Origin of the sequence: Olsenella sp. HMSC062G07 (assembly GCF_001811895.1) — a bacterium.
GTDB lineage: Bacteria > Actinomycetota > Coriobacteriia > Coriobacteriales > Atopobiaceae > Olsenella_F > Olsenella_F massiliensis.
On sequence record NZ_KV806944.1, the window covers coordinates 1 to 23,835 of the forward strand.

A 23,835-nucleotide genomic window follows, 5' to 3' on the forward strand; every position below is an offset into this window, starting at 1 on the left:
CGGGGGCCTCCTCAACGACGGCTTCGCCAAGCAGGGCGCTCACGGGAGTTTCAAGTGTTTCCGAGAGGGCGATGAGCATGTCGGCATCGGGCACCGACCTGCCCTGCTCCCACTTGGATACTGTTTGACGGACGACGTTTAGCCTGATGGCGAGCTCTTCCTGCGAAAGGCCCTTTGCCTTCCTGAAAGCCTTGATGTTCTCGTTCAACATACGAACGACCTCCTTTCCAGCTGTTCGCCGTCCTTTTTATATGCCGCACAGCCCCGTTGCCGCCAGCAACGGGTCTTAACATGCGTACATGTAACCGCACTACCAATATCCGCACGGCCTCGCCCGGGAGCGTCCCGATGCGAGGATCCACCGGGTCTCTCCCGATATCTACGAGCGCGGCATCGTCGAGGCGAAGTCCCCGGGAGGGGGCACCGTGAAGGCGTATTGCGCCGAGCGTGCGGTGGCCGACCTCATTTCCCAGAGGGCCTCCGAGGGGGGCGGATCCCCAGCTCGTCCGCGACGCGGTCGCGGGTTATTTCAAACGGAAAGACGCCGACCTGCCCGAGCTCGCCCAAAGGGTCACCATGGACATGGACACGACGGTGATCGGTATGATGCCTGCCTCGCGCTCGCATATGTCCTCGCCGGTGCCCGGGTGCATGAGGGCAAGGTGCGCGAGCTCGTGCGTGACGGTGAGGCGGGTGTGTTCCCGGTCCTGGCGGTCGTTGCGGAAAGTGACGGTCCTGGCGGGGTTGAAGTCGGGAGGGTAGGGGCCGGGCCCGATTGTGCCTCCTGACAATGTCCTGCTCGTAGTAAAAAAGGAGGGCCCTTGGGGCCCTCCCGGTCCTGCTTTTCTGTGGCGCTCGAGCCGTGTGGCGCCGGGTGCCTTGAGCCTATCTGATGCGCTTTGAGTTGAGGCGACGCCCCAGGAAGAGCGCACCCAGCGCGGCGGTGAGCGCCAATCCTGCCAGACCATAGGTGCTGGTGGTATCGCCCGTCTTGGGGAGGGGCGACTTCTCAGACTTCTTGGGCTGCTCAGGCGTACCGGGCTCATGAGGTTTGCCCGGCTCGGGAGGTTCGCCCGGCTTGGTATTGGTGATGGTAAAGCCCGCCCCCTGGTTGCCGACGATGGTGGATTCGTACCCTTCGACGGCGATCTCGTCCACCGTATAGACCACGGGGCTTCCGTCCTCATCGAGCACCGGGAGCTGCTCGAAGCTTCCCGTCCATCCGTGCTCGGCATCCAAAACCAGCGTCTTATCCGTGGGCTGGCCATTGCGGATCAGGGTGACGGTGATAGAGGAGGGGCGCTCTGCAGGGGTGTCGTTCTGCCACTGCTTGGTGACGGCGATGGTGGTCGTCGCGACCTTCTTGTTCTTCACCAGCAGTGGACTATCGAAGCTTCCCGTGCCTTCGGCGTCATCGGGCGCCTTCGTCACCTTGACGTCGTTGCCGGTCACCTCAAGCTGCAGCGGGTCCCTGAGCCTGAGGTACCCATCGGGAGCCGTCGTTTCGGTCACGGTGGTGGTGCCCTCGGCAAGTTTGATTACATAGAGCACGCCGTTGGCATCGCTCAACGAGTTGACGGTTTGTCCGGTGTTATCGGTGTACTGGAAGACGGCCCCTGCGAGCGGGTTGCCCTGCTCATCGACCTTCTTGATGACGGCGTAGGGATAATTCTGAATGGTGGCGAAGGCGGCGTATTTCTGCGTCTTCAGTTCCGCATGGCCGCTGGCGCCGGGCTTCTCCTGCTCGGCGCTGAGCTCGACGTGGTTGTTAATTACATCGGCGGTCAAATCGACCGGCTTGAGGATGGTCGCATACTCGAATCGGTAGGCATAGGGCAGCGCACCCTCGGGCGTCTCGGGCAGCGTGAAGGTGATGGTGTGCTCGTGCACGTCATAGCGAAGCCCAACCTCGCCGTCTTGCGGGGTGCCGGTCACCACGGTAACCGGGGTGTAGTTTTCATACTCGCCACTTGCGGCCAGCTGGTTGGATCGTTGAATGGTGAAATTCTCCAAGACGGCATTGCCCTTTTCGTCAATAGGAATGCCGATATTCTTGTCCAGCGTGTCCTTAATCACCACATCGTGAAGCGTGATGTCGAATGGCTTGTAATCGAAGCTCCACGCAAGGCGGTCTCCCACCACCTTTGGCGCCTGCTTGGAAAGCATAGTGGAGGTAACCGAGGCAGAGCCTGTTGCCGATGCGAGCTTTTGGTCGCCTGCAGTGAGGGTTACGCTGTTTTTGAAAGTAATCTCCTCGCCCTGAGGCGTGCTCTTCATAAGCTTCTCAAAGACGTCTTCCGACACCTTGGCGCGCATGACGATGAAGTAAGGCGTTCCGTCGTACTGATTGAACGTCCAAGTCATGTTCGCCTTGTCGAACGTAAGCTTGGCCTGGTCAGGCGTCAGCTTCTTAACAGCCTTTCCTGGAGGCATGAACGAGGCAAACGGCGCGCTGCCCGGGATAACGACACCGCCGTAGTCGATGAAGCCAGGTGTGCCCGGCTCGGCCTGATAGAGGTAGTAGTCAGGCCCGCCATCCTCGACAGGCAGCAGCGTGAGGCCGTCTTGCAGGGAGTCTTGAATCGTGAGCTTGGTGAAGTCGCCCGCAGGCTTGGTGCCCCCAAGCTGGGCGAGGTAATCGCTCAGGTTGAGCCCCTGTGGGTTCACGTCGATGCGAAAGAGGATGGTGCGGTCCTTGTGGTTGAAGGTCTTGGTAGGGTCCACCTCAGGTATCCCGGTGATGAAATCCCGCCACGAGCTCTTCCAGCCGTTCTTGCTGACATCGTCCATCTTGTCAAGCTTGGCGTCATATTCCATGGCGAACTTGTCGAGGAGATTGCCCGGCAGTTCGTATCTATCGACAGCGGAGAGGGTCTTGAGGGTCGCGCCGCTGCCCACGGCGAGCACGGCGGTGTTCTTATACCTGAGTTCAAAGGACCCATTCAGTGTCTTTTGCAGATGCTCGACGATGTTTTGTGCCCGCGTGTTGAGGGTAAAGGTGTACTTCTTGATGTGCGAGAACCCGCTGATTTTGACGATTTCACCCACCTTGGTGCCGCTGGCATTCACGATGGGAAGCACCGTCTCGGCAAGCTGTGCGCCCGGCTGGCCTGCTGTGGCGTTCTCGTCCTTGTAGCTCAGCGAGCCCGGCACATACGCCTGATTGAAGTTGAAGAAGGTCTCGTTCCGCTCGCCTGCAATCAGCTTTTTCAGCAGGTCCTGGTCAAATGAGCCCTGCACCTGGAGGGCGTTCTTCTCTGCATTGAAGGCGTCTTCGCTTCCGTAATAGAAGCATTCATAGGCAAAGCGCTCGTCAGACGGAAAGACGTTGGTGAAGTCCACCGTCACCGACCACGGCAGCAACCCCTGGTTTAGCACCGTGGATGTATAGCTTTTTGTGGCGTGCTTTTCGATGGTTGCCAGACCGCTGTAGACGGGCGGGTTCTTGGGATACACCACATCGGCGCAGGTGTGTATCTCGGCATCATTCTTGAGCGGTCCGATCTCAGTGTTTGCGTCATATATCTGTTTGACGGTGATGCGGTACAGGCCACTGAGACTCTTGATGAAGAACCAACGGTTCTCGATGGGCTTGTACTCATCGTTTGCTTGCTTTGGCTTGGTGGGCTCATGCCATCCGGTGCCGAGCTCATACAGTTCTGCGCTGTAGGCAGATAGGTCCGGACACGTCTTGTCTTCCCCCTCTGGAAACTTGGGAAATGACGTGGGATCAGCGGGCTTCTGTACATCGGTGACCTGCCTCCAGCTGCCGTCTTCCCCGGTCATGCTGTGTTCATAGGTGACGTCCACGCGCTTGGGTGCCGCCTGGTTGTCAAGCGACCCACTGAGGATGTCCCCGACCCAGGCCGGCCCGTAGCTCTCATATGGGGCGCCGGCAACGATGGTCCAGATGACCTCGCGCTCGCCGGTGTCCTTGTTGACGTCAATCTTCTGGAGGTTTTTCTTGAGTTCGAGCGGGTGATGCACGACAACCGTGGTCTTGTCCCGCTTTTCTTCGGTATTTGGAATCTTGAGCGTGGCCTCGTTGGTCACCGAGGCGGTGGTTGCAGGGTCGGGCACCTTGGTTTGAAAGCTAATCTTGGCGGTTGAGCCTTGGAAGTCATTGGGGAAGACGTACGTCACGGTCTTGGTCGCTGCGTCATAGACCAGGGCATCATCAATGGCCCGGTTATTCACGGTAAAGCTTCCCGCGACGTACTCACCAACAGCCGAGAGGTCGTCGGTAAACGTCTCTCCGCCAAGGCTGGTGGCTCCGGCGCTGGACGTCTTTTTTACAGTGCTTATCCAGGTGATGGACTCTTTGGTGGACGCATCGTCCAGGACGCCCGCTTTAGTGAGGTTGTACTGAATCTTCTCTTCTACGGTGGGGAAGTGGTAGGTCTTATCGAGCACTTTGACGAACCGGTTGTTGCTGCCGGGCGTTTGCGAGGACTGTTCGGAAGCTTGGTAATGGCCGGTAAAGTGGACCGTGAGGTCCCTTCTGCCATCGCTTTCGAACTCAAACTGCCCGTTGGGGTCATGGAAGGTCATGCGAGCCGTGACAGGGCCGTCCCCGTCCTGAGTGAGCGTGATGGTGCCAACCTGCTTGCCGTTATCAGGGCTGCCTGGCGCCTGCAGGTAGACGGGAACGGAGTGGCCGGACGCATCGGTCGCTTTAAAGTTCTCGCCCAAGCTGAATTCTGCATAGTCACCATCGTTGACCTGCTGGGATGCATCAGTGATGCCTCCTGCCGCAGGCGTCCCAATCATAGTATCTTTGATAATGGGGAAGCTGAAGGTGACGTTCACATCAAAGGGCTGTTTGGGGTCCACGGTGTCAGTGACCGGCTGACCGTTTTGCGAGACCACGCCCTTCAGCGTGGGGCTGATAAGTGCCGTTCTATCTTGTGAACCGGCAGCGCGTGCGTAGTTTGGTAGCACGATGGACACTGCGCCCACGAGCAGTGTCATCATCGCCATGGTGAGCATCGAGATGCGACGTTTGAGTTTCATTGCAGCTCCTTTTCAGGCAAATGATAGGCGCATTGTAACAAAAACCGCATCTCTCGGTGCTGAGCTGGGGGATGAGTCCCTGCACTTATTCGGCGAGGGCGAAGATGATGGGAACTATGAGACGCTTTGGGCGTCGCCGTTGGTGCGAGCGAACTATGACGCTATTTCCTACTTTGGAGCAGCTACGATGACTCTTATGCCAAATTTGCTCTGTGAGCTTTCCTGCAGATTGAGAGGGAATCACGCAGGCAAAATGACAATCTCAACCCAAGAATATTCGCTGTTAGACGCTGCATGTTGGTCGCGGGGGCAGGATTTGAACCTGCGACCTTCGGGTTATGAGCGGCATTTAACGACATGACAGAAGGCGACACGATACGTCACTAGTGCTCCTAGCAGGCGTTTCTTGATGACACTGGTACCGCTGGGGGACATTGGGCGTCACTGGTTTTTCTCCCAATGTCTTCCAGAAGTCTTCCAAGATTCACCCGCGACCTCCGGGTTTTGCACGGAGGGGGAAACGAAAGGATCGCCGATATGACCACCATGATGAACGACGAGAAATGGACCGAGTTCCAGCAGGCCGAGGACATGGCCTACTTTAAGGCCGACCTCTGTCTGTACTCGCCCGAGAGCTATTCGCTCGACGAGAAGCGCGACATCTGCAACTGATGAACAGGTAGCGGCTTCCCAGCGTCACCTGCTCCTCGTCCATGACGCTGGTGACCTCGCGGAGCTCGGCCAGCACGTCCGGTGCGGAGGCCTGCGAGAAGTCGTCGGTGGCGACCTCGACGCCGGCGTGCCCCGCGATCTGCGCGAAGGTGAAGGCGTCGGCCTCGGGCGCCACCTGCGTGCGCTGCAGCTCGGCGCCGGCCTCGACGAAGCAGTCGTTGACTCCGGCCTCCTCCACGTCCATCACGTCCGCGAACAGGCGGATGCCGCGGTCGTAGTTGAAGGTCTTGGTCTCGAACTCGTAGGTGATCGCGCCGGTCTTGTAGCCGACGTTTCTGGTGTAGTTCCCGAGGCCCGTCACGGAGATCTTCGGGATGAGGATCTCCTTTGCGTTGTGGCTTGCGCGCACCATGCGGCGGCCGCTGTTCAGGCAGCCGGACACGGATGCGCGCTGGTAGACCTCGTCGATTACGGATGTGTAGTTGCGTGCGAACGCGATGTTGTTGCTAGGCATCTCTTAGCCCTCCTTCTTGGTGTCGTCGTCATCGTCGGTGAGGCCCGCGATCTCGCGCCAGTGCTTGAGCGTCTTGCCTTCGTCGCTGGCCGCGCCCGCGTTGGGCAGCCCGGTCGTGCCGGAACCCGCAGAGCTGCCGCCCTTGGCGTGCTTGCCCGTGGCCTCGAAGAGCCAGGGCTCTGCCTCCTTGAGCTTGTCCACGTCGTTGCCGTGGTCGGAGAGCAGGGCGCGTGCCGCCTTCACGTTGCGCACGCCCGCGAGCTTCAGCCTGAAGTCGATCCGGTCGCTCTCGCCCTGGGCCTTGAGCTCGGCGATCTCGCCGCGCAGCTGCTCGGCGGTTTCGGCGTTCTTGGCTGCCTCGGCAACCTGAGCCTCCAGGGAGGCGATCTTCTCGTCGCGCTCGGCGATTTGCTTCTCGTAGTCGGTCTCGCTGCCGCTTACCTGCGACTGGCCCTATTGCGTTTCCTGCTGCTCTTGGCCCTGCTGTTGCGCCTGGTCCTGCGCGCCCTGCGTGGCTTCCTGACCGCCATTGGTCTCACCGTCCATGTTCTGTCCTGCCTTTCGTCTCGTAAGGCGGGCAGAGACGAACAATGCCCGCACCTTTATCGGTACGGGCATTGTCTTGGGGTGTCACAAGCTGGTGCGTATTTACGTCAGCGCGGGTATCCTGTCCCTCTCATCAACCGCTTTGTTCAGGGCTTTGAGCTTCGAGAGCGACACTTGGTATTGGCCGTTCTTCGGCCTTGCTCGGTTCTCGAACAAGTTCCAGACGGATTGACTGGGTCCGTTGTACACCTCGCTTATCTCGCCGTCCCCATCGATCTTGAGAACAATCAGGAAGTCCGGGTTCTCGTTCAAGGCCACGCTGCCGCGTTGAGTGGCCTTGACTTGCACGAGCCTCCCGTCCGGCGATGTTCCGTCATGTCTGGGCGTTGACGAGACGAAGAGGTCGATGCCGTACCTTTCGGCCGCGTAGACCTCGCCGGTGCTTCCGATCAGATGCCCGTCCAGCGTAAAGTGGCGGTGCTGGTCATGGTAGTCATGTTCCAACTCACCGACGATGCCGTACAAGCGTCGGATGATCTCGGCAAGCTTCTTGCTGCCTGCGGTTTCTCCCAGGGTGCCTACTCCCTGCATCCTGCAAGCGATTCGATCGTTTCGAGGAGTGACGTGATGTTATCTGCAGCGTTGGAAAGGTCGAAGAAGAAAATGTCCACCTGCACGCCGTCGCTGCTCACGTGCCTGCCCTCGGGCATCAGCCCAGGCTTCACGCCCTCATGCCATGGGTAGAGAAGGACGACGTGTTGCATACCCTCGTCCTCGGCGCGGTACCGCTGCCCGTAGGCGTACATCTGGTGCATGTCCGCCACCGACAAATCCCTTGGGCCGAAGACGTGCTTCCACTTGGTATCGAGCACGACGCGGCGCCCGTTGGCGCACCCACAGAGGATGTCGGGGCGCAGCGAGACGCGCCTGCCCTCGAAGAGCCACTGGCCGGTTGCCTGCAGCTCGACGCGCTCGACGAGCGGATCATGCAGGGCCCTGCGCTTGAGCAATCTGCCGACGTAGTCCTCGAAGACTCTCTCCATGGGGAACAGCAGCGCCGTGGCCACGCTTTCGCCCTTGAACATCATGAAGCTCTCGCCGCGCAGGAACACCCGGCACCAGACGATCAGCGTGCCGTACGCCCTGGTCGAGCGGTCGTCTATGCACCGTGCGAGGTCGGCATCGATGTTCGTGCAGCGTTCCACGCCCTCGAAGGCGGGCAAGAGCTGGATCACCCGCCTCACGTTGCCGTTGTCACGCGAGTTGCGGCGCAGATAAAGCAAGGTCGCCTTCACGAGCCTGTTCTCGGGCCGGTCGGGCAGTAGCTCGTCGTGAACGAGGTTGGTCATGTGCGCGCGCCCCGCGCCCTTCCTGGCCTCGCGGGAGAAGTCGATCTTGCCGCGCACGTACTTCTCCTCGGATTCCACGGCCACGTAGGCGGATCGTATGCCGCGCCTTACGAGGTCGGCCGCCTCGTCGAGGAACATGGAGACGAAGACCTCGAAGAGGGGCGCCTTGCCGGTGGTGAGGCCCGTGCGGTCGAACGAGCGGAACGACACATCGGTGCCGAGCTCCTCGAGCATGCGGGCGAACACCTCGCGGTCGCCCATGCCCGAACCCGGGGCGACGTCTATCTTGGGCAGGACCTCCACCTGCAGGCCGTCTCGGAGCTCTACCACGCCCACGTAGTTCTGCAGCTGGATCGCCTCGCCGATGCCCCTGGGCGAGCACAGGCGCATGAGCTCCAGCGGGCTGTCGCCCTCGCGGTTGGAGAGCGCGAACTCGCGCAGCGACGCGAAGCTGTCGGCCCCGACGTCGTGGCAGTTTGTCCTGCCCAGCTCGGCGGGTACCAGGTACTCGTACTCCCTGGCGACCACGTGCCTTAAGGCCATGGCCTAGCCCTCCCGTCCCGTCTTGTAGATGAGGGCGTACGCGTCGGCCTCGCGGGGCGCCCGCCTCACGCGGTAGGACCTCAGGCGGTCGTACTCGTCGGCGTCCTCCCCCCAGAACACGCTCGCGTCGTTGCCCTGCTCGATGAAGCGGTCGGCGGCGGCGCCGAGCACCGAGCGGATCTTGCCGTAGTCGTCGAAGAAGTACTCCTGCAGAAGCGGTATCAGCCTGGTCTCGAAGGCCCTGGCCAGCCGCTCGACGGATGGCTCCGCGGCGAGGTCCATGAGGTAGGCGTGCCCCAGCGTGTGCTCGCGGTCGTAGAGCAGCTCGATGCGCGCGTTCATCACGGCGAGCATGCGCGCCACGTCCACGCCCTCGACCTCGATGCCGGCGAGCAGCCCTGGCTCGGGCATGATCTCCACGAACTCGAAGCGGCGTCGCAACGCGGTGTCCATGAGCGCGATCGAGCGGTCGGCCGTGTTCATGGTGCCCAGCACGTGCACGTTGCCCGGCACGCCGAACATCTCGCCGGAGTACGGCAGCCTCGCCAAGGTCTCCTCGGGGGCACCCTTGCGCTTGCTCGGCTCGAGGAGCGTTATGAGCTCTCCGAAGACCTTGGACACGTTGCCTCTGTTGATCTCGTCGATCACGAACACGTAGGGCTTGCTTGCCTGGGGCGACGCCTTGGCCTCGTCGTTCATTCCCATGGCTTCGAGCAGCTTCGACGGGCTCACGCGCGTCAGCTCGTAGACCGTCTGCAGCGTCAGCGCCTTGCCGCCGTTGAGCGGCAGGAAGTCGTTCTTTGCCACGCCGTCGAGCCACTGCGCGTCCCTCTTGCGCCTGGCGCCGGGCACCGACTCGTCCCACTCGAAGTCGCCGGTCACGACGGCCACGTCGTAGCGGCTGCTCACGGCGCCGGGTATCACGACGAAGTCGCCCGGCTGCATCTCCTCCTGGAAGGCGTTTATGGCGCGCCTGTTCTGGTCGGAGAGGTCCTTGGAGTCGTCTACCTCGTCGGGGCTCACGTCGTCCCAGCCCATGCGCAGGCTGCCCTCGGTGCGGCACCTCTCCAGCAGGTCGGCAACGCCGCCCGTCTTGAGGCCCATCTTCCACACGCGCGGGCGCGGGTTGCCGGCAAACCTCGGCACGCCGTCCTCGGCGGAGGCCACGGCCACCACGTCCTCGGCTGCCTCGCAGAAGTCACGGAAGACGCCCTTGCGCAGCGGGTAGGTCACCACGCCCTTGTCCTCGTCGTACTCGGGACGTAGCCCCTCGATGAACTCCTCGTAGCCGTAGGACTGGTGGAAGGTGGTGAAGCCGATGCGCCCCTCCGTCACCAGCTTGTCGTAGCGCTCGGCCACCTCGGCGAACCCGTCGGGGTCTGCCATGGCATCCAGCACGTCCTCGACGCGCCGCCTGTCGCAGATCGCCACGGCGTAGGCGCGGGTCCGGTAGGTCTTGCCGGTGCCCGGGGGGCCGTACAGGATCATGTTCCTCGGGTAGGTGACGCCCTCGAACGCCATCTCGTCGTTGTCTTCCCCGGGGGTCTCTCCGTCGAGGAGATCGGCCCAGTCCGTGTGCCACGTCTTCATGTAGCGCGACGCGTAGTAGGCAACGTCCTGCAGCATCAGGTGGTGGGCAGGATCGGCGGCGCGCTCCTCCTCCGTGAGGGCGCTGTCGCTGAGGGCCACGAGCTCGGTGTCCTTCATCAGCTCGGGCAGGACTGCATCGGCCAGGCTCTCGTAGGTGAGGAACTTGGCGACCGGGTTTCCAGGCAGCTTCGCCCCGACGCACTTGGCGAAGTCGCTGCCCACGGTGGGCTTGAAGAAGTGGTACCTGTCGGGCATCTCGAAGGCGAGGTAAAGGCTCACGGCCGATGGCGTCTGGTGGCTGCCCTCCAGCGGCTTGTCGGCGGTCTCGTTGTGCTCCTGCAGCACCGCATCTACGGCGTCCACGAAGCCGGTGTAGGCGTCGCGCAGCGGGCGCTCGGGGTCGAAGAGCACCTTGAAGGCGTCCCGTATTCCGTCGGCGTCGAAGTCCACGAGCTTGGAGAGGCGCCCGAACGGGTAGGAGAACCCGTTGCCCAGAAGCTGCCCCTGCCCGGTGGCGGAGGGCTTGAGGGCCGCGCGAAGGTGCTCGGCGAAGTCTTCGCCCTCGGCCTCGATGTCCCAGTTGTCCTGGTAGGCCTTCGCGTCACGCCACTTGTAGGCTTCGTGGTCGCCCTCCTCGTCGCCGGGCACCCGGAAGCGCGGGAAGTCCTGCTTGTAGAGCGAGACGAGCCTCGCGAGCCTCTCGCTGCTGAAGGCGGCCCGCTCGCGCACCTCGGTCTCTACGAGCGGAGCGTCGCCCTCGCCGATCCTGCCGATGGCCTCGGCAAGCTCGGGGCGAAGCCGCCACTCGAAGGACCCGTGCCTCGACTTCCCGACGTAGCTGCCGACGCAGGTGACGGGCCAGTACTTCCCGGCACCATCAATCTCGCGGGGGCTTATGCCGAGCCTCTTGCAGACGTTCTCGCCATAGGTCGACACGTTGTTGCTGTAGAAGTTCGAGCCGCGCCCGTAGTCGTCGTCGAGTTCGGCGCACGTCACGCCCTTGGGGTGCTTTGCGAGGCACCGCAGCGCGGTGAGCGTGTTGGCGGACGTGAAGTCCTTGTCGCGCAGCAGCTCCTCCCACTTGTCAGCAGAGATCGCGGGATCGTACTCACTGGGCGCCGGCACCCAACCGCCCAGCTCCCACGCTTCGTGTGAAACGGTGGTGAAGTCGGCCTGCGCCTTCTCCCGCACCTCGTCGAGCAGCGCGAGGTAGGCGTCGCCCTTGAGCGGCGTGGGCACGGCTACGTCGTAGCAGTTCCAGAGGTAGGTGCGCGTGTTGTTGTCTATGGGCAGGAAGGTCCTCGGCCTCGCCCAGAAGAGGGCCATGGTCAGGTTCGCGTCGCCGACGTTGCCCTGCGCGTGAACGACGTCGAAGAGCCGCATGAGCTCCGCCCGTTCATCTGCCTTGCCGTCGGCGTAGGTCACGGCGCAGCGGAAGAGCTGCCAGTTGTGACGGATGGTGTCGGGCTTTCCGTCCCAGAAGCGCCAGCGCTGCGGGTTGGTTACGGGCAGACCGTCGAATTCGGTGGGCGCAGGCAATTTCAGCCCGAACCGCTCAATGATCGTCCTCACGGCCTCGACGCGCTTGTCAAAGTTCTTCCTCTTCCCGTTGAACATGGAGAAGAACGTGAGCGGATCCATCTGCTCGTAATGCTCTCCGAGGATTTCCTCGACGACACTGCAGAGTTCGTCCTGCCGCTCCTCGTATCCGAGAAGCGTGGTTGCGATCTCCTCGTAGGCTGGTATCCAGCTGAATTTTGGTTTGGCCATCAAGAGAACCGCCCTTTCTCGATGCGATAGACCCTTGCATCAGGCAATCAAGATTCAGTCTTTCTTTGATATGATCTTTAAATACCTTTGTTTTAGTGAATAGCTGTCAGGCAGCCTTGAAATGCGATGGTGGACGAGTTCGTCAAATAGGTCCGTTTGTTCTGACACATAATCAATGCCGCCAGCCTCTTCGAGTAGATCGTAGAAGGTCATGAAGCGGAACGTAAACGGGATGCTGCCAATCTCTTCGGCATGGCCGTCCTTGAATCGGATTAGCCTTGATACGTCGTGCGCAACATAAGCAACCTCGACATCGCGCTCGAATCTCTCTCCGCGATCTTCGGCCACGTTCTTGAAGTAGTCCACTGTTCCGACAAGCGAATTTATGTGGTCCTGCACATACTCGTCGCGCAGACCGCCTCCGTGTGCCTCGTAGACGTGCATCGCCCTCCTGTCCTCAAGGCTCAGGTACTCGACGTCGCCGAACTTCCTGCCCGATGCGTTCGTCTCGTTTACGGAAGAGCCGAGTCCGCGCGCAACCCACTTGTCGTAGTCATGGGCGCACATGGTGAGGAAGTCAACAAGGCGCTGGTCGAACATCCCGTTGGAGGCGGCGTCCTTGCGGTGCCAGACGTCGTAATCGAGGTTGAATGGCAGCCCCTCGACCTTGTTGTCGTGGCGGCTCATGTCGAGCCTGAGGCCATGGGTCTCAAAGAGCAGCATGATGGCGGCGTGCAGGTCGAACAGGTAGGCGGTATCCATCTCGCTTCCATAGCCGAGCACAGCATGTGCCTGGCGGCAGGTGGTGGTGTTGAAGCCCTCGGGTACCTGCTCAAGCGCGAAGAGAATCTTCTCGGCATCCAGCGAATCTTAGGGGCAATCGCCATCAGCTCGTCCAGTTCCTCCCTGTCCATATGCAGCCTCCCCCGCAATCGTTGTTGCCGATTCGTGCCATGCCGTCGGCATTTTATGGCAAACGGGCATGGTCGCCAACGAGCCTGAAACGTCGCGAACGGAACCGGCGCGAACCGAAGAACTCGCAAGCCAACGAAAGACGATGATGACGGAAGGCTTGCGAGCTCCTCGGCACCTTGGTGACGCTCGGTTTCGTGATGCCTGGGCGCTCGGCGATGTCGACGTTTCGGCACCATCCCCGCTCGGCGCGGACGACGAGGATGGCCTCAAGCTAGTCTTCGTATGACTCTCGGACGCGGGGACGGGCAACCCTCGTTAGCGCCCCGACGATTTCCTACAGCGTCCATTGGGCGCTTTCCCGCTGCAGGCGGACCATGCGGGCAAACAGGCCGTCCCGCTCCATAAGCCCGGCCGGGGCGCCCTGCTCGGCAACGCGTCTGGAGTCGAGCACCACCACCTTGTCAGCATTCGCCACCGTGCGCATGCGATGGGCTATTACGATGACGGTCTTGCCAGCGAGCAGCCTCGAGAGCGCCTGTTGTATCTCCGTCTCGTTCTCCACGTCAAGCGACGCGGTCGCCTCGTCGAGCAAGACGATAGGCGCACCCTTGAGCAGCGCTCGCGCAATTGAAATCCGCTGGCGCTCTCCGCCGGAAAGGCGCACGCCGTTCTCGCCGATCATCGTGGCGTAGCCCTGCGGCATGCGGGAGACGAACCCGTCGCAGTTGGCAGCCCGCGCTGCGGCGAGCACCTCCTCGTCGGATGCGCCGCGTCTGCCCAGGCGGATGTTGCCCATCACGGTGTCGTCGAACAGCACGACGTCCTGGAACACCATAGAAAAGTCCCCCAGCAGCACCTCGGGGTTGACCGTAGCCACGTCGACGCCGCCCACGGTCACGCGACCGGACGTTGCGTCCCAGAAGCGGCACGCGAGCTTCGCGCACGTCGACTTGCCGCTTCCGCTGGGTCCTACGAGAGCGGTAACCTCGCCCTCGCGCGCCGTGAATCCCACGTGCGCGAGAACCTGCTCGCCGCCCTCATAGGAAAACGACACGTCGTCGAATACGACGTCATGGCCCTGCGGCGCGTAGTCATTGCCTCCTTGCGCCAGAGGCTCCTCGAAGAAGCTCTTCATACGAAGGCTCGCCGTTTTGGCCGCGAACAGCTCGGCGATGAGCATGAGACACTGGTCGAACGGTGCATAGATGCGCGACACCACCAGCAAGAAGCAGAACAGCGTCATGAAGCCGCACGTGCCGTCAAGCACGAACGCTGCACCCGCCAAGATTGTGGTAGCAAGCCCCAGGCGCAGCATGATCTGCGCGCCGTTCACGAAGATGCCCATCATCAGCTCGCCCTTGATGGTCTGCTTTTCGGCGGCGTCCACGTCGGCGCGGATATGTTCAAGGTAGCGTTCCTCCTGGTTGGTGGCGCGCACTTCGCGCACGCATTCAAGCGCTTCCTGGATGTCGTCGGACACGGCAATGTTCTTCATACGCGTCTCGCGCATGAGCGGCGCCAGGATGCCCCGTGCGCCGAACAGCAGCCCCAGCGCCACCGGCGCGCTCCACAGCGCCGCGATGGTCAGTCGCCAGTCGAACACCAGCAACCCCGCCGCCGCCACGCCCAGCATGATGTAGGCGCCGTACAGCTCGGGCAGTACATGGCTGTAGGCATGCTCGATGGTCTTCACGTCGCCCATGATGGTCTCGGTGAGGTCGGCCAAATCACGCCGCCCGAAAAATGACAGTGGGAGTTTCCGCAGACGTTCTGCCAGCCCGATGCGCTGTCGGCCGCTCTCGTTGTATATGACGCCGTACTGGTAGTAGTAGGCGAAGTACTCGGTGACGAACAACACCACTATGAACACGACAAGCCCCGTCAGATACGGCAGAAGATCGGGCAGCGGTGCGCCACTTATCGCATGGTCGACAAATGCCCCCATCGCGAGGAATAGGATATCCACGCCCGCAAACACCGCAATGTTCGATACCGCCGTCCACGTGGCACCCAGCTTGACATTGCGCACGCCCTCGTCGGTGAGGCCGTATTTCTCTTTGATAGACATCTACGCCACCTCCTCGGACGTGATTTTCCAGCTGACGGCGCGCTCGTAGTCCGCCCACATACGTGCGTACAGGCCACCCGCCGCCAGCAGCTCGTCGTGGGTCCCCTGTTCCGCCACGCGTCCGGCGTCCAGCACCACGATCTTGTCGGCCTTGCGTACGGTGGAAAGTCGATGCGCCACCATCAACACGGTGCGCTTCTTGCCACCGCGCTCACTCGCCAGCTCGGAGAATGCCCTTTGTATCTTGGCCTCGTTTTCCGGATCGGCGAAGGCCGTTGCCTCGTCCAGCACCACAATGGGCGCATCTTTCATGATGGCGCGCGCCAGCATGAGCCGCTGCACCTCGCCGCCGGAGAAATGAGCGCCCGCCGCACCGTATACGGTGTCTACGCCGTTAGGCAGCTTCTCTATAATGTCGTCGCATTGGGCGGCGGAAAGCGCACGGGCGACCTCTTCGCGTGTGGCATCGGGCCGCACCGCGCGCACATTCTCAAGCACGCTCTGCTTGAACAGGCGGTTTGCCTGAAACACGAACGCCACGTGCTCCATCAGCCTGTGCGGGTCCATGCCCTGCACATCCACACCACCCACCAGCACGCGCCCCGCGCATACGTCCCAAAAACGAGGCACCAGGCTGGCCGCCGTGGTCTTGCCTCCGCCGGACGGTCCCACCAGCGCCACGGTTGACCCCGCCGGCACGCTGAAGCTCACATGGGACAGCGCGGGCTCGTCGGCTCCCTCGTACGTGAAGCTAACGTCGTCGAACACGATGGAGGTGTCGGCCGGCTCCTTCGGCGCGGTGGGTGTCTTTATCATCGGAGCCGCCAGCACCTCTTCCACGCGCCTCACCGCATCGGTGGCCGACTGCAGCGCATCCGACATGAACATCACGCGCGTCATGGCAGTGGGGATGACCGCCGAAAAGATGGCGTAGAACGCGAAGTTAGCCAGGAACGTGCCGAAATCGCCCTCGCCCGGCGCCAGAAGGATAGCCACCGGCACCAAGAGCAGCGCCACGCCGTTGATGATGGTCAGCGACAACGACTGCGGCGTGCGACACCATTTCACCGCGTAGTCCTGCGCAAGACGGGTGAACTCCTCGATGGCGTCATGGAACGCCTTGAACGAATGCACCGTCTGCTGGAACACCTTCACCACAGGGATGCCGCGCACGTATTCGGTGCCCGTCTTGTTCATCTTGACGAGCGATTCCATGTACCTCGTCATGAATCCCATGCCGCGTCCGCCCATCATGTAGAAGATGCAGACGAGCGAGAGAATCACCGGCACCAGACATGCAAGACCCAGCCGCCAGTCGAACACGAAAAACAGCACCAGCATGCCCACGATCATCGCCACCGAACCAGCGGTATCGGGCAGCTTGTGGGCAAGCATCCCCTCCGTCTCTGCTGCGCAGCCGTCCACCACGCGTCGCAGCGCACCGCTCGCATGCGTGTCGAAATACCCTAGGCTCGCGTGCATCAGATGCTCAGTCGCCCTCTTGCGCATGTTCGCCGCGCAACGGAACGCCGCCAGATGCGTGCACATGAGTCCTACGAAGTACAGCAGGATAGACGCGATGGAAAGCCCAAAGGCCCACCAGCCGTACACTGCGATACCCGTGGCCGCGCTCCAGTAGGGAGCCACGGCAATGAGGTCGCGCGCCACCAGCCAGATGCATACGTAGGGCCCAAACCCCACGACCATGGAGATCGCGGAGAGCGTGCAGCCCAGGTAGGTGAGTGCTTTGCGCGGCCCGGCGAAATCGAGCAGCCGCGACACGGCGCTGCGTCTGCGGGATGGCCCCTCCTTTTTGTCCATACGAAACCTCCGATCTTGATCTCGTGCGACGCTCCGATGAAAGCAGCGTCTTCGATGCACTTGATAGTTAGTTGCAGTTAACATACCATCATGCCTGGGTTCGCCATTTCCACGGCCTGGAAACGGGGACGTTCGCGAAACGAATCAAGACAATCGCGAAACCGCAGGAGATCGAGCATGAGCGCACTACGAGCAGCCATCCCACAGCATTTACGAACGTTCGTGGAACCGCAGATAGAGCAACTGTCCCTCAGGATGGAATCCGTTCGCAGCGGCTTGTACGCGACGCTTCCGGAATCGCTCGGGGAAGGGTTTCTCTGGACGGCGGCGCTCGGAGAGGACTGCCTCGTCAACATGCACTCGATTCGCCTGAAGAAGCCGCTCATCCTCGAGGAGCGCCCGACGGATTTCTTCTGCGTCTTCTCGGGGTCGTCGGCGACGCTTCGGTTGCTGCCGAACGCGCGCACCGAAGTGACTGCGGAACGCGAGAACGTCCTTTCGTTCTCCCAAGCGGGCGGGACCACGCGCTGCCTGATGCAGGCGGGAGACCTTTACAAGTCGACGAGCATCACCTACACACCCGGCTACTTTGAAGGTCTGAGGAAGAGGTTCCCCGACGATTTTGGGGACGCGGAGGCGACAATGCGCGCGTTCGGATCCGCAAGCCCTTCCGCCGAGGTTCGCGCCATTCTTAGGTCATTCAACCCTAAACGGGCCTCGTTGCCAGGAGCGGCGCCGTATTTTCACGCAAAAGCGCTCGAGGCGGCAACCGCCCTCTCGGCCTGTTCCCACACTGGATTCGAAGACGAAGCGGGACGGACGAATCGCGCGATCGTGGAGCGGGCGGAGGAGATCATCTCGGCGCGGTTTTCCGAGGGGCTTACCGCAAAGGCGATTGCAGATGAGCTTTTCGTGAGCCGCTCGCGCCTCTACGATGCTTTCAGGAGTGTACGCGGGGCGGGCGTGGCAGAGCGCCTTCGGACGGAGCGCATGAGCGCCGCCTGCAGCCTGCTCGGCTCCGGGGAGACGGACGTGGCGCGCGTAGCGCGCGCGGTGGGATACGCGCGCACCTCGGCGTTCGACGAGGCATTTCGTCGAATGTTCGGCTGCTCCCCCACGCAGTGGCGGTGTTGCCGTCTGGAGCGCCCACAAATCGAACCATCCCAAAAGCATTGCGAGTTTGCACAGAAGTAATGAGAGAGGCGCCGTGAACAGCTGAAACGCCCCTTTTGAGTTTCCCCAAGAATGGCACTTTTTCTGGCCAAACCAGCGGTCCTCAGAAATCGATTTGAGTTAGAGCGGTGAAAAATGGGAATGTTATTCCCAAATTTTACTAAAGGCGTGTGGCAGATGGATCTAGGCGGTCCATGATGTATCCAGCTATAAAACCTCAGGATTTTGCGGGGCGGGGCTGCGAAAGCGGTCCTGCCCCAGCTTTTGCCCACGGCCCGTTACGTAGCGACGACCGTACCAGGCCCCACGCTCGTACGCCTCCTCAACGGAGGGGAAGCGTCATCGTCGTCTTGAAACCACCGCCAGCGGCAGAGGAAAAGGATATCCTTCCGCCATGGGCCCTCACCACCCGTGAGGCAATCTGCAAGCCCAGCCCGTGTCTACGGTCGAGGCTCTCGTCAACTCTGCTTGAGCGCTTCTGCCTTTCAGAAAGGGTCTGCAGCTCGCGTGCCGCCATCCCGACCCCGTCGTCCTCGATGATGATACGAGCATCTGTATCGGTCGTGCTCAGATTGATGCGTACCCGGCAACCCTGCGGGTTGTGCACGATGCTGTTTTGGATGACATTGCCCATCGCCCGTCTGATCAGGCGTTCATCGCACTCGACGATCGCTCCCTCGGCCGCTCCGTCTGCCTCTATCTCTATCGAGAAATCTTTTCCCTTGGATGCGTTGATTGCGTCGGCGGCCGTCTTTCGGATGACCTCCGCCAGTCTCGATTGCGCCATGTGGAAAGGCTGCGCGTCATATTCCAGCCGTGAGGCCAAGTTGAGGTCGTTGACGAGGCCGTCAATCTTCGCGCTCTGAGCGCTGATGACGGAGGCGCGATCGGCTGTCTCAGAGGCGATGGAGCCGTCCTGGGCGATGAGCTGCGCATTCCCCATGATGAGGGTGAGCGGCGTCCGAATGTCATGGGATATTCCGGCTATCCAGTCGACTCGCGCCTCGTTCTGTTTGACGACGAGCTCGGATGCGCGAGCGACGCTTTCAGACAGGCTGGTAAGCACCCCTTTCGGCAGGGGGCCCGCCGCCTTGCCCGTCCCTAACGCCTCGACCGCATCCGCGATGGGCTCCAGGCCGGACAAGATGCGCCTCTTAGAGAACCAAAAGACAAGGAAGAGGCAGGTCACATCGAGGACGACCATCGTTGTCGCAAAGGCAGGAAGCGCCCTTACGGCCCAGATGGGGATGTAGTTACTAATGATCTTCATAAAGCTGTCTTGGGGATAGCCCACGACCAACAGACCATCGCTGGTAGTGCGCACAAAGACAGGGTAATCGGCGATATACCCCTTGGAGAAGCGCGCCACGTCTTGCAGGCCGTAATGGCGGGGGACCTCTTCGGGCAAGTCCACCGACCACGCGCAGTCCCCACCCGCCTCAATGAACATCGCCCATATCCTCCGGCTCCGCAGCTCCCTCTCGGCCTCTGCGGATACCCCCGAAGCATCGGAGGCGCCCTCGACGAAATCGAGCAGGGATGTCGGCGATGCCTCTCTCGTCTTGCCTCCGATCGCATCAAAGAAGAAGAGCCCAAAAACCAAGGCGTTCATCACGATCAGGCCGACTATGAGGGCGGCGAACGAGGCGAGGTTTCTCGCGATATACGAATGGAGGGTCTTCATGGCGTCACCCGCACGTATTCAGCTTGTATCCGAGGCCCTTGAAGGTAACGAGCGATACCGGATGCGAGGGGTCGCGCTCGATCTTCTCGCGCACGCGCCGAACGTGAGCGTTGAGGGGGTTCTCGTATCCGAAGGCGTTCCCTCCCCATAACGCCTCGCAAATCACGTCAGTCGTAACCACGTTGCCCTGGTTTCGAGCAAGGACTTCCAGCAGGGCGTACTCCTTTGCCGTAAGCGCAACCGGCCCGTCATCCCTGACAACCTCGGCCTTATCGAAGTCGATCACACAGAAGTCCAGCCGGACCCGGGCGGCGCCTGCAGGATACGTCCTTCTGAGCACCGCATAGACGCGCAGCAAAAGCTCTTGGGGAAGAAAGGGCTTGGGGATATAGTCGTCGGCTCCCAGCCCAAGCCCTGAGACCCTGTCGATGGGCTCGTCCTTTGCCGTGAGAAATATCACCGGAACATCCGACGTCTTGCGCACCTTCCGCATGAGCGAAAAGCCGTCGCCGTCGGGGAGCATCACATCCAGAACCAGCAGGTCCGGCCGTACTTCACCAAAGCGGTCGAGCGCATCTGCCACATTGGAGGCGACAAACACGTGCGTGAACCCGGCGTCGGTCAGTATGTCAGAAACAAATGCCAGCAGCTCTGGCTCGTCGTCGACGAGCAGCAGCCTTTTTCCATGCCAAGGAGAGTTGTCCATGCAAAGCCTCCCTTCGAACAGGATACAGGCCCTCGTTAGGGCCGTCGGCAAAAGTAAGGAAAAAGTCACGCGTCCGACCGCAGAATGTCAGATGGGGCGGATACCTTGTTTTTATGACGAAAGGAGCCGCGATGAAGCGCGCGCATTTCAAGCAGGCACATCATCCTCCCCTCATCATCGAGACGCGCGATCTGACGAAGCGCTATAAGGATTTCGTCGCCGTAGACGGCGTCTCCATGCATGTGAGGAAGGGAAGCGTCTACGGGTTTCTCGGACCCAACGGAGCGGGAAAGTCAACAACCATGAAGATGCTCCTTGGGCTCACCGCTCCTACGGCGGGAGAGTTCAAAATTGACGGCATGCGCTTTCCAGGCGACAAGACGGCAATCCTCAAGGAGACAGGCTCCTTCATCGAGTCGCCTTCCTTCTACGCGAACCTGACGGGCAGGGAGAATCTCGACGTCATTCGAAGGATATTGGGCCTACCCCAAAGCTCGATTGACGAGGCCTTGGAACTTGTCGGGTTGGCAGAGTTTGGAGGCCGTCTTGCAAAAAAGTACTCTCTTGGAATGAAGCAGCGGCTGGGGCTTGCCGGCGCGCTTCTCGGAAGGCCACCAATCCTCATCCTCGACGAGCCGACGAACGGGCTGGACCCGGTTGGCATCCACGAGATACGAAACCTCATAAAGTCCCTTCCGACGACGTACGACTGCACGATTCTTGTCTCGTCCCACATGCTGTCCGAGATAGAGCTCATGGCTGACGACATCGGCATCCTCAACCACGGAAAGATGCTCTACGAGGGAAGTCTTGACAATCTGAGGTCCCAAGCGCTCTCCTCGGGTTACGCGGCCGACAATCTGGAGGAGCTCTTTCTCGCGATAATCGAGCAGGATAACCTCGCGCGGAAGCAGAAGGCCCTCCTATGAGCGCGATATCGATCGAGCTGCGCAAGGAGCGCAGGACAGGGGCCGCCGTCGTGCTGCCGGCCGTCGGCCTCATGGGGAGCCTGTACGCATTCGCCAATTTTCTCGTGCGCGGGGAGACGCTGCTCAGCCTGCCACTTGACCCCATGGATATCTTGCTTACGCAGCTCTATGGAATGATAGTCGTTCTCAACATGTTTGGCGCCATCGTCGCAACGTGCACGGTCTATGGCCTGGAGTTCAGAGGTGGGGCCATCAAAAAAATGCTCGTGATGCCCCTGAGCATGGCCAAGGTATATGCGAGCAAGCTCCTCGTCCTCGCGGTAGGCCTTCTTCTCGCCGTCGCGATGCAGAACGGGGCGCTCGCCCTGATCGGCTCGAGCAGCCTGCCCCCTTCCTCTTGCGATATGGGCCAGGTGCTTGTGTTCGCCGGATACTCCCTCGCCACCTCCATGCCCGTGCTCACGCTCATGCTGCTCGTGTCGTCACGGTTTGAGAACATGTGGGTTCCCCTCGGACTGGGCGTGGCGGGCTTTCTGAGCGCCGTGGCGCTCGCCGGCGTCGATCTTCCGCTGACGCTGGTGCACCCCTTCGTCGTGATGTTGAAGCCGGCAATCGCCATGAGCGCTCAGCCGGACATCGCGGTCCTTGCGGCATCGGCGGTTCATACGGCCGTTTTTCTCGCGGCTGGCGTCTGGCTCTCTGGGCGTGGTCACTATGAGTAGGAGGCGGTCATGAGCCTTTGGGCCTTATCGGAATCGAGCTCGCTAAAGTGCGGAGATCAAAGATAGTGCCCCTCATCTTCATTGCGCCAATCCTCGTGATCATCTCGGGCGTGGCGAGCCTGGGCCGCTATCTCACGCCCGAGTACACGAACGCGTGGTCTGCCATGTTCGTCCAAAGCGCGCTCGTGTATGCATACTATCTGCTCCCACTCAGCATGATCGTCGTGTGCGTGATGATTGCGGGCTGCGAAACGTCGCACAACGGCATATTGAAAATGCTCGCGCTCCCCGTCAGTCGCCACAAGCTCTCCTTGGCGAAGTTCCTGGTGGTCGTCTTCTTCCTGCTGATGGAAGTCGCCGTCTTCTTTGCCGTCTTCGTGCTTGCCGGCCTTGCCGTCACTCAGGCGACGGGGGTCCGCGAAACGCTGCCCTTTGCGTACCTGTTAAAGTCATGCGCCGGGCTTTTCCTCACGATGCTCCCCTCCGTCGCCGCCATGTGGGCGATAACGGTGACGTTCGAGAAGCCCCTCTCTGCCATCGGGCTCAATCTTCTGCTCGTCATCCCAGGCGTCCTCGTCGCGAACACCCCGGCATGGATAGCCTATCCATACTGCTATAGCGGCTACCTCGTCTCCTGCTCGCTTCACGACTTCACCGCCGGGGCGACATCGACCTCATTTCAACCCTTCCCCTTTGTCCTGTGCGCAGCGCTGCTTCTTGTGGTCTTCCTCTCCCTGGCGGTATTCCGATTTGGCAAGAAGGAAGCTAGGTAGAGAAAACACGAAAGCCGTCGGCGAACTGGGTAAAGCCATTCTTGATCTCTTTCCAGCGTCGAACCTCGGAATGATATTTATTGCGAAAATCATCTTCAATTGCCGCCATCGGCAGAAAGCTGGCGGGTGTTTCGTCATCGACATCGTTCTTTGGATCAAGCGCGACAGGCGTAAGCAAACGACACCAGCTCCACCCCTCGGGGATCTCGAACGGGATCTCGCCCTCGATGCACCTCGACTCGCCCTTGCCGTCGGCGCGCTTCTCATAGCGCAGGCCATCGGAAGCGGTGAAGACCACGGTGTCGCCCTTTACGTCCTTCGGCTTGAGCTCGCCGCGCCCCACCATGGCGAGCTTCTCCTCGCGGATGCGGGCGAGCAGCTCGCATGCGGGCTCGTCTCCCGGGTCATGCTCGGCGAGCTCGCCGCGGACGGCGAGGTCGAGCACCTTGGACTTGAGCCTTGCGAACAGGCTGTCGAGTTCCGCCCAGTCCCGCTCGATCCCATCGACCAGGGCCAGGTATTTGTCGAGTGCGTCGACGATGCGGCGCTGCTCAGGCAGGGGCGGGACGGGGATTAGGAAGGACTTCAGTTTTCTAGCGTTTATATTCGATTGGTGACCCCATCGGTCTTTACGCTCGCACACCAGTTGCGCTCGTATTGCGTGCACATAGCGTAATTGATGTACTTTGGATTGATGAGAATTGCCCTGAAGCGAACGAGATAGCCTGCATAGATTGCGGGAATTGAGCCATCGTAATAGGCAACTTTGCCAACCCATTCTCGACTGTTTGTGCGGTTGAAAATCAAATCTCCTGGATGTAAGGCATATTTTGCGATGTCGTCTGCATCTGATGTATAGACAAGGTCCGAATAATCAATTGTGCCAACACGCGTTATGTTGCCCATTCGCAGAACAGGCATTGCTCCTTCTCTATCTGATTTTTTAGATGTGCCATATGATGGCTCATCGGAAATGCTTGCAACCCTTGCCCAGCTCCATCCTTCGGGTAGGTCGAATGGAACTTCCTCTTCGATGCACTTCGCCTC

Annotated in this window: 18 protein-coding genes; 4 read left to right on the forward strand and 14 right to left on the reverse strand. The window is 60.9% G+C overall.

Annotated features, from left to right (window positions below; translation table 11 throughout):
- The 10 genes from HMPREF2826_RS00755 to HMPREF2826_RS00805 form a co-directional block, all read right to left on the reverse strand.
- The coding region (locus HMPREF2826_RS00755) for a helix-turn-helix domain-containing protein (protein WP_148138287.1) at positions 1–211 on the reverse strand (211 nt) is incomplete at its 3' end.
- A 674-nt stretch (positions 212–885) separates the two neighbouring features.
- A complete protein-coding gene (locus tag HMPREF2826_RS00765) occupies positions 886–5,013 on the reverse strand; it encodes a Cna B-type domain-containing protein (RefSeq protein ID WP_070638252.1) in 4,128 nt (1,375 codons plus the stop codon).
- Between the two features lie 601 nt (positions 5,014–5,614).
- Positions 5,615–6,199, reverse strand: coding sequence for a hypothetical protein (locus HMPREF2826_RS00770; RefSeq protein ID WP_246824627.1), 585 nt, complete (start codon positions 6,197–6,199; stop codon positions 5,615–5,617).
- 3 nt (positions 6,200–6,202) lie between these two features.
- Positions 6,203–6,451, reverse strand: a complete 249-nt coding sequence (locus HMPREF2826_RS09525) for a hypothetical protein (RefSeq protein ID WP_210388942.1) — start codon at positions 6,449–6,451, stop codon at positions 6,203–6,205.
- 396 nt (positions 6,452–6,847) lie between these two features.
- Positions 6,848–7,336, reverse strand: a complete 489-nt coding sequence (locus HMPREF2826_RS00780; RefSeq protein ID WP_070638255.1) for a DUF6998 domain-containing protein — start codon at positions 7,334–7,336, stop codon at positions 6,848–6,850.
- Positions 7,324–8,637: an McrC family protein gene (locus HMPREF2826_RS00785; RefSeq protein WP_070638258.1), complete on the reverse strand. Its 1,314-nt coding sequence runs from the start codon at positions 8,635–8,637 to the stop codon at positions 7,324–7,326. Before HMPREF2826_RS00785 ends, HMPREF2826_RS00780 begins: the two co-directional genes overlap by 13 nt.
- Before the next feature lie 3 nt (positions 8,638–8,640).
- Complete coding sequence (locus HMPREF2826_RS09530) at positions 8,641–11,997, reverse strand: AAA family ATPase (protein WP_083307156.1); 3,357 nt, start codon at positions 11,995–11,997, stop codon at positions 8,641–8,643.
- Positions 11,998–12,051: 54 nt separating this feature from the next.
- Entirely contained in the window at positions 12,052–12,759 is a 708-nt protein-coding gene (locus HMPREF2826_RS00795; RefSeq protein WP_070638264.1) for a hypothetical protein, read from the reverse strand.
- A gap of 487 nt (positions 12,760–13,246) precedes the next feature.
- A complete protein-coding gene (locus HMPREF2826_RS00800; protein ID WP_070638267.1) occupies positions 13,247–14,980 on the reverse strand; it encodes an ABC transporter ATP-binding protein in 1,734 nt (577 codons plus the stop codon).
- Positions 14,981–16,801 carry an ABC transporter ATP-binding protein gene (locus tag HMPREF2826_RS00805; RefSeq protein ID WP_070638270.1) on the reverse strand — a complete coding sequence of 607 codons (1,821 nt, stop codon included), beginning with the start codon at positions 16,799–16,801 and terminating at the stop codon, positions 14,981–14,983.
- A 177-nt stretch (positions 16,802–16,978) separates the two neighbouring features.
- Between HMPREF2826_RS00805 and HMPREF2826_RS00810 the strand changes: the two genes are divergently transcribed.
- A complete protein-coding gene (locus HMPREF2826_RS00810; RefSeq protein ID WP_070638273.1) occupies positions 16,979–17,995 on the forward strand; it encodes a helix-turn-helix transcriptional regulator in 1,017 nt (338 codons plus the stop codon).
- A gap of 301 nt (positions 17,996–18,296) precedes the next feature.
- Here the strand turns inward: HMPREF2826_RS00810 and HMPREF2826_RS00815 are convergent, their stop codons facing one another.
- Both HMPREF2826_RS00815 and HMPREF2826_RS00820 read right to left on the reverse strand, forming a co-directional pair.
- Complete coding sequence (locus tag HMPREF2826_RS00815) at positions 18,297–19,658, reverse strand: sensor histidine kinase (RefSeq protein ID WP_070638277.1); 1,362 nt, start codon at positions 19,656–19,658, stop codon at positions 18,297–18,299.
- A 4-nt stretch (positions 19,659–19,662) separates the two neighbouring features.
- The gene (locus HMPREF2826_RS00820) at positions 19,663–20,364 is read right to left on the reverse strand and encodes a response regulator transcription factor (protein WP_070638279.1); all 702 of its coding nucleotides are present in this window, start codon (positions 20,362–20,364) and stop codon (positions 19,663–19,665) included.
- Between the two features lie 131 nt (positions 20,365–20,495).
- On the opposite strand from HMPREF2826_RS00820, the gene HMPREF2826_RS00825 reads away from it, so the two are divergent.
- The 3 genes from HMPREF2826_RS00825 (at position 20,496) to HMPREF2826_RS00835 (ending at position 22,788) form a co-directional block, all read left to right on the forward strand.
- Positions 20,496–21,293 (forward strand): ABC transporter ATP-binding protein, encoded by a 798-nt coding sequence (locus tag HMPREF2826_RS00825; protein ID WP_070638282.1) that lies wholly within the window; start codon positions 20,496–20,498, stop codon positions 21,291–21,293.
- The gene (locus tag HMPREF2826_RS00830; RefSeq protein ID WP_070638285.1) at positions 21,290–22,015 is read left to right on the forward strand and encodes an ABC transporter permease; all 726 of its coding nucleotides are present in this window, start codon (positions 21,290–21,292) and stop codon (positions 22,013–22,015) included. The genes HMPREF2826_RS00825 and HMPREF2826_RS00830 overlap by 4 nt, the downstream gene beginning before the upstream one ends.
- A gap of 65 nt (positions 22,016–22,080) precedes the next feature.
- A complete protein-coding gene (locus tag HMPREF2826_RS00835) occupies positions 22,081–22,788 on the forward strand; it encodes an ABC transporter permease (RefSeq protein ID WP_246824628.1) in 708 nt (235 codons plus the stop codon).
- Here the strand turns inward: HMPREF2826_RS00835 and HMPREF2826_RS00840 are convergent.
- Together HMPREF2826_RS00840 and HMPREF2826_RS09370 are read right to left on the reverse strand one after the other, a co-directional pair.
- The gene (locus tag HMPREF2826_RS00840) at positions 22,781–23,431 is read right to left on the reverse strand and encodes a restriction endonuclease subunit S (RefSeq protein WP_070638288.1); all 651 of its coding nucleotides are present in this window, start codon (positions 23,429–23,431) and stop codon (positions 22,781–22,783) included. The genes HMPREF2826_RS00835 and HMPREF2826_RS00840 overlap by 8 nt on opposite strands.
- Positions 23,389–23,709, reverse strand: coding sequence for a restriction endonuclease subunit S domain-containing protein (locus HMPREF2826_RS09370; RefSeq protein WP_168163956.1), 321 nt, complete (start codon positions 23,707–23,709; stop codon positions 23,389–23,391). The genes HMPREF2826_RS00840 and HMPREF2826_RS09370 overlap by 43 nt, the downstream gene beginning before the upstream one ends.
- Between the last annotated feature and the right edge of the window lie 126 nt (positions 23,710–23,835).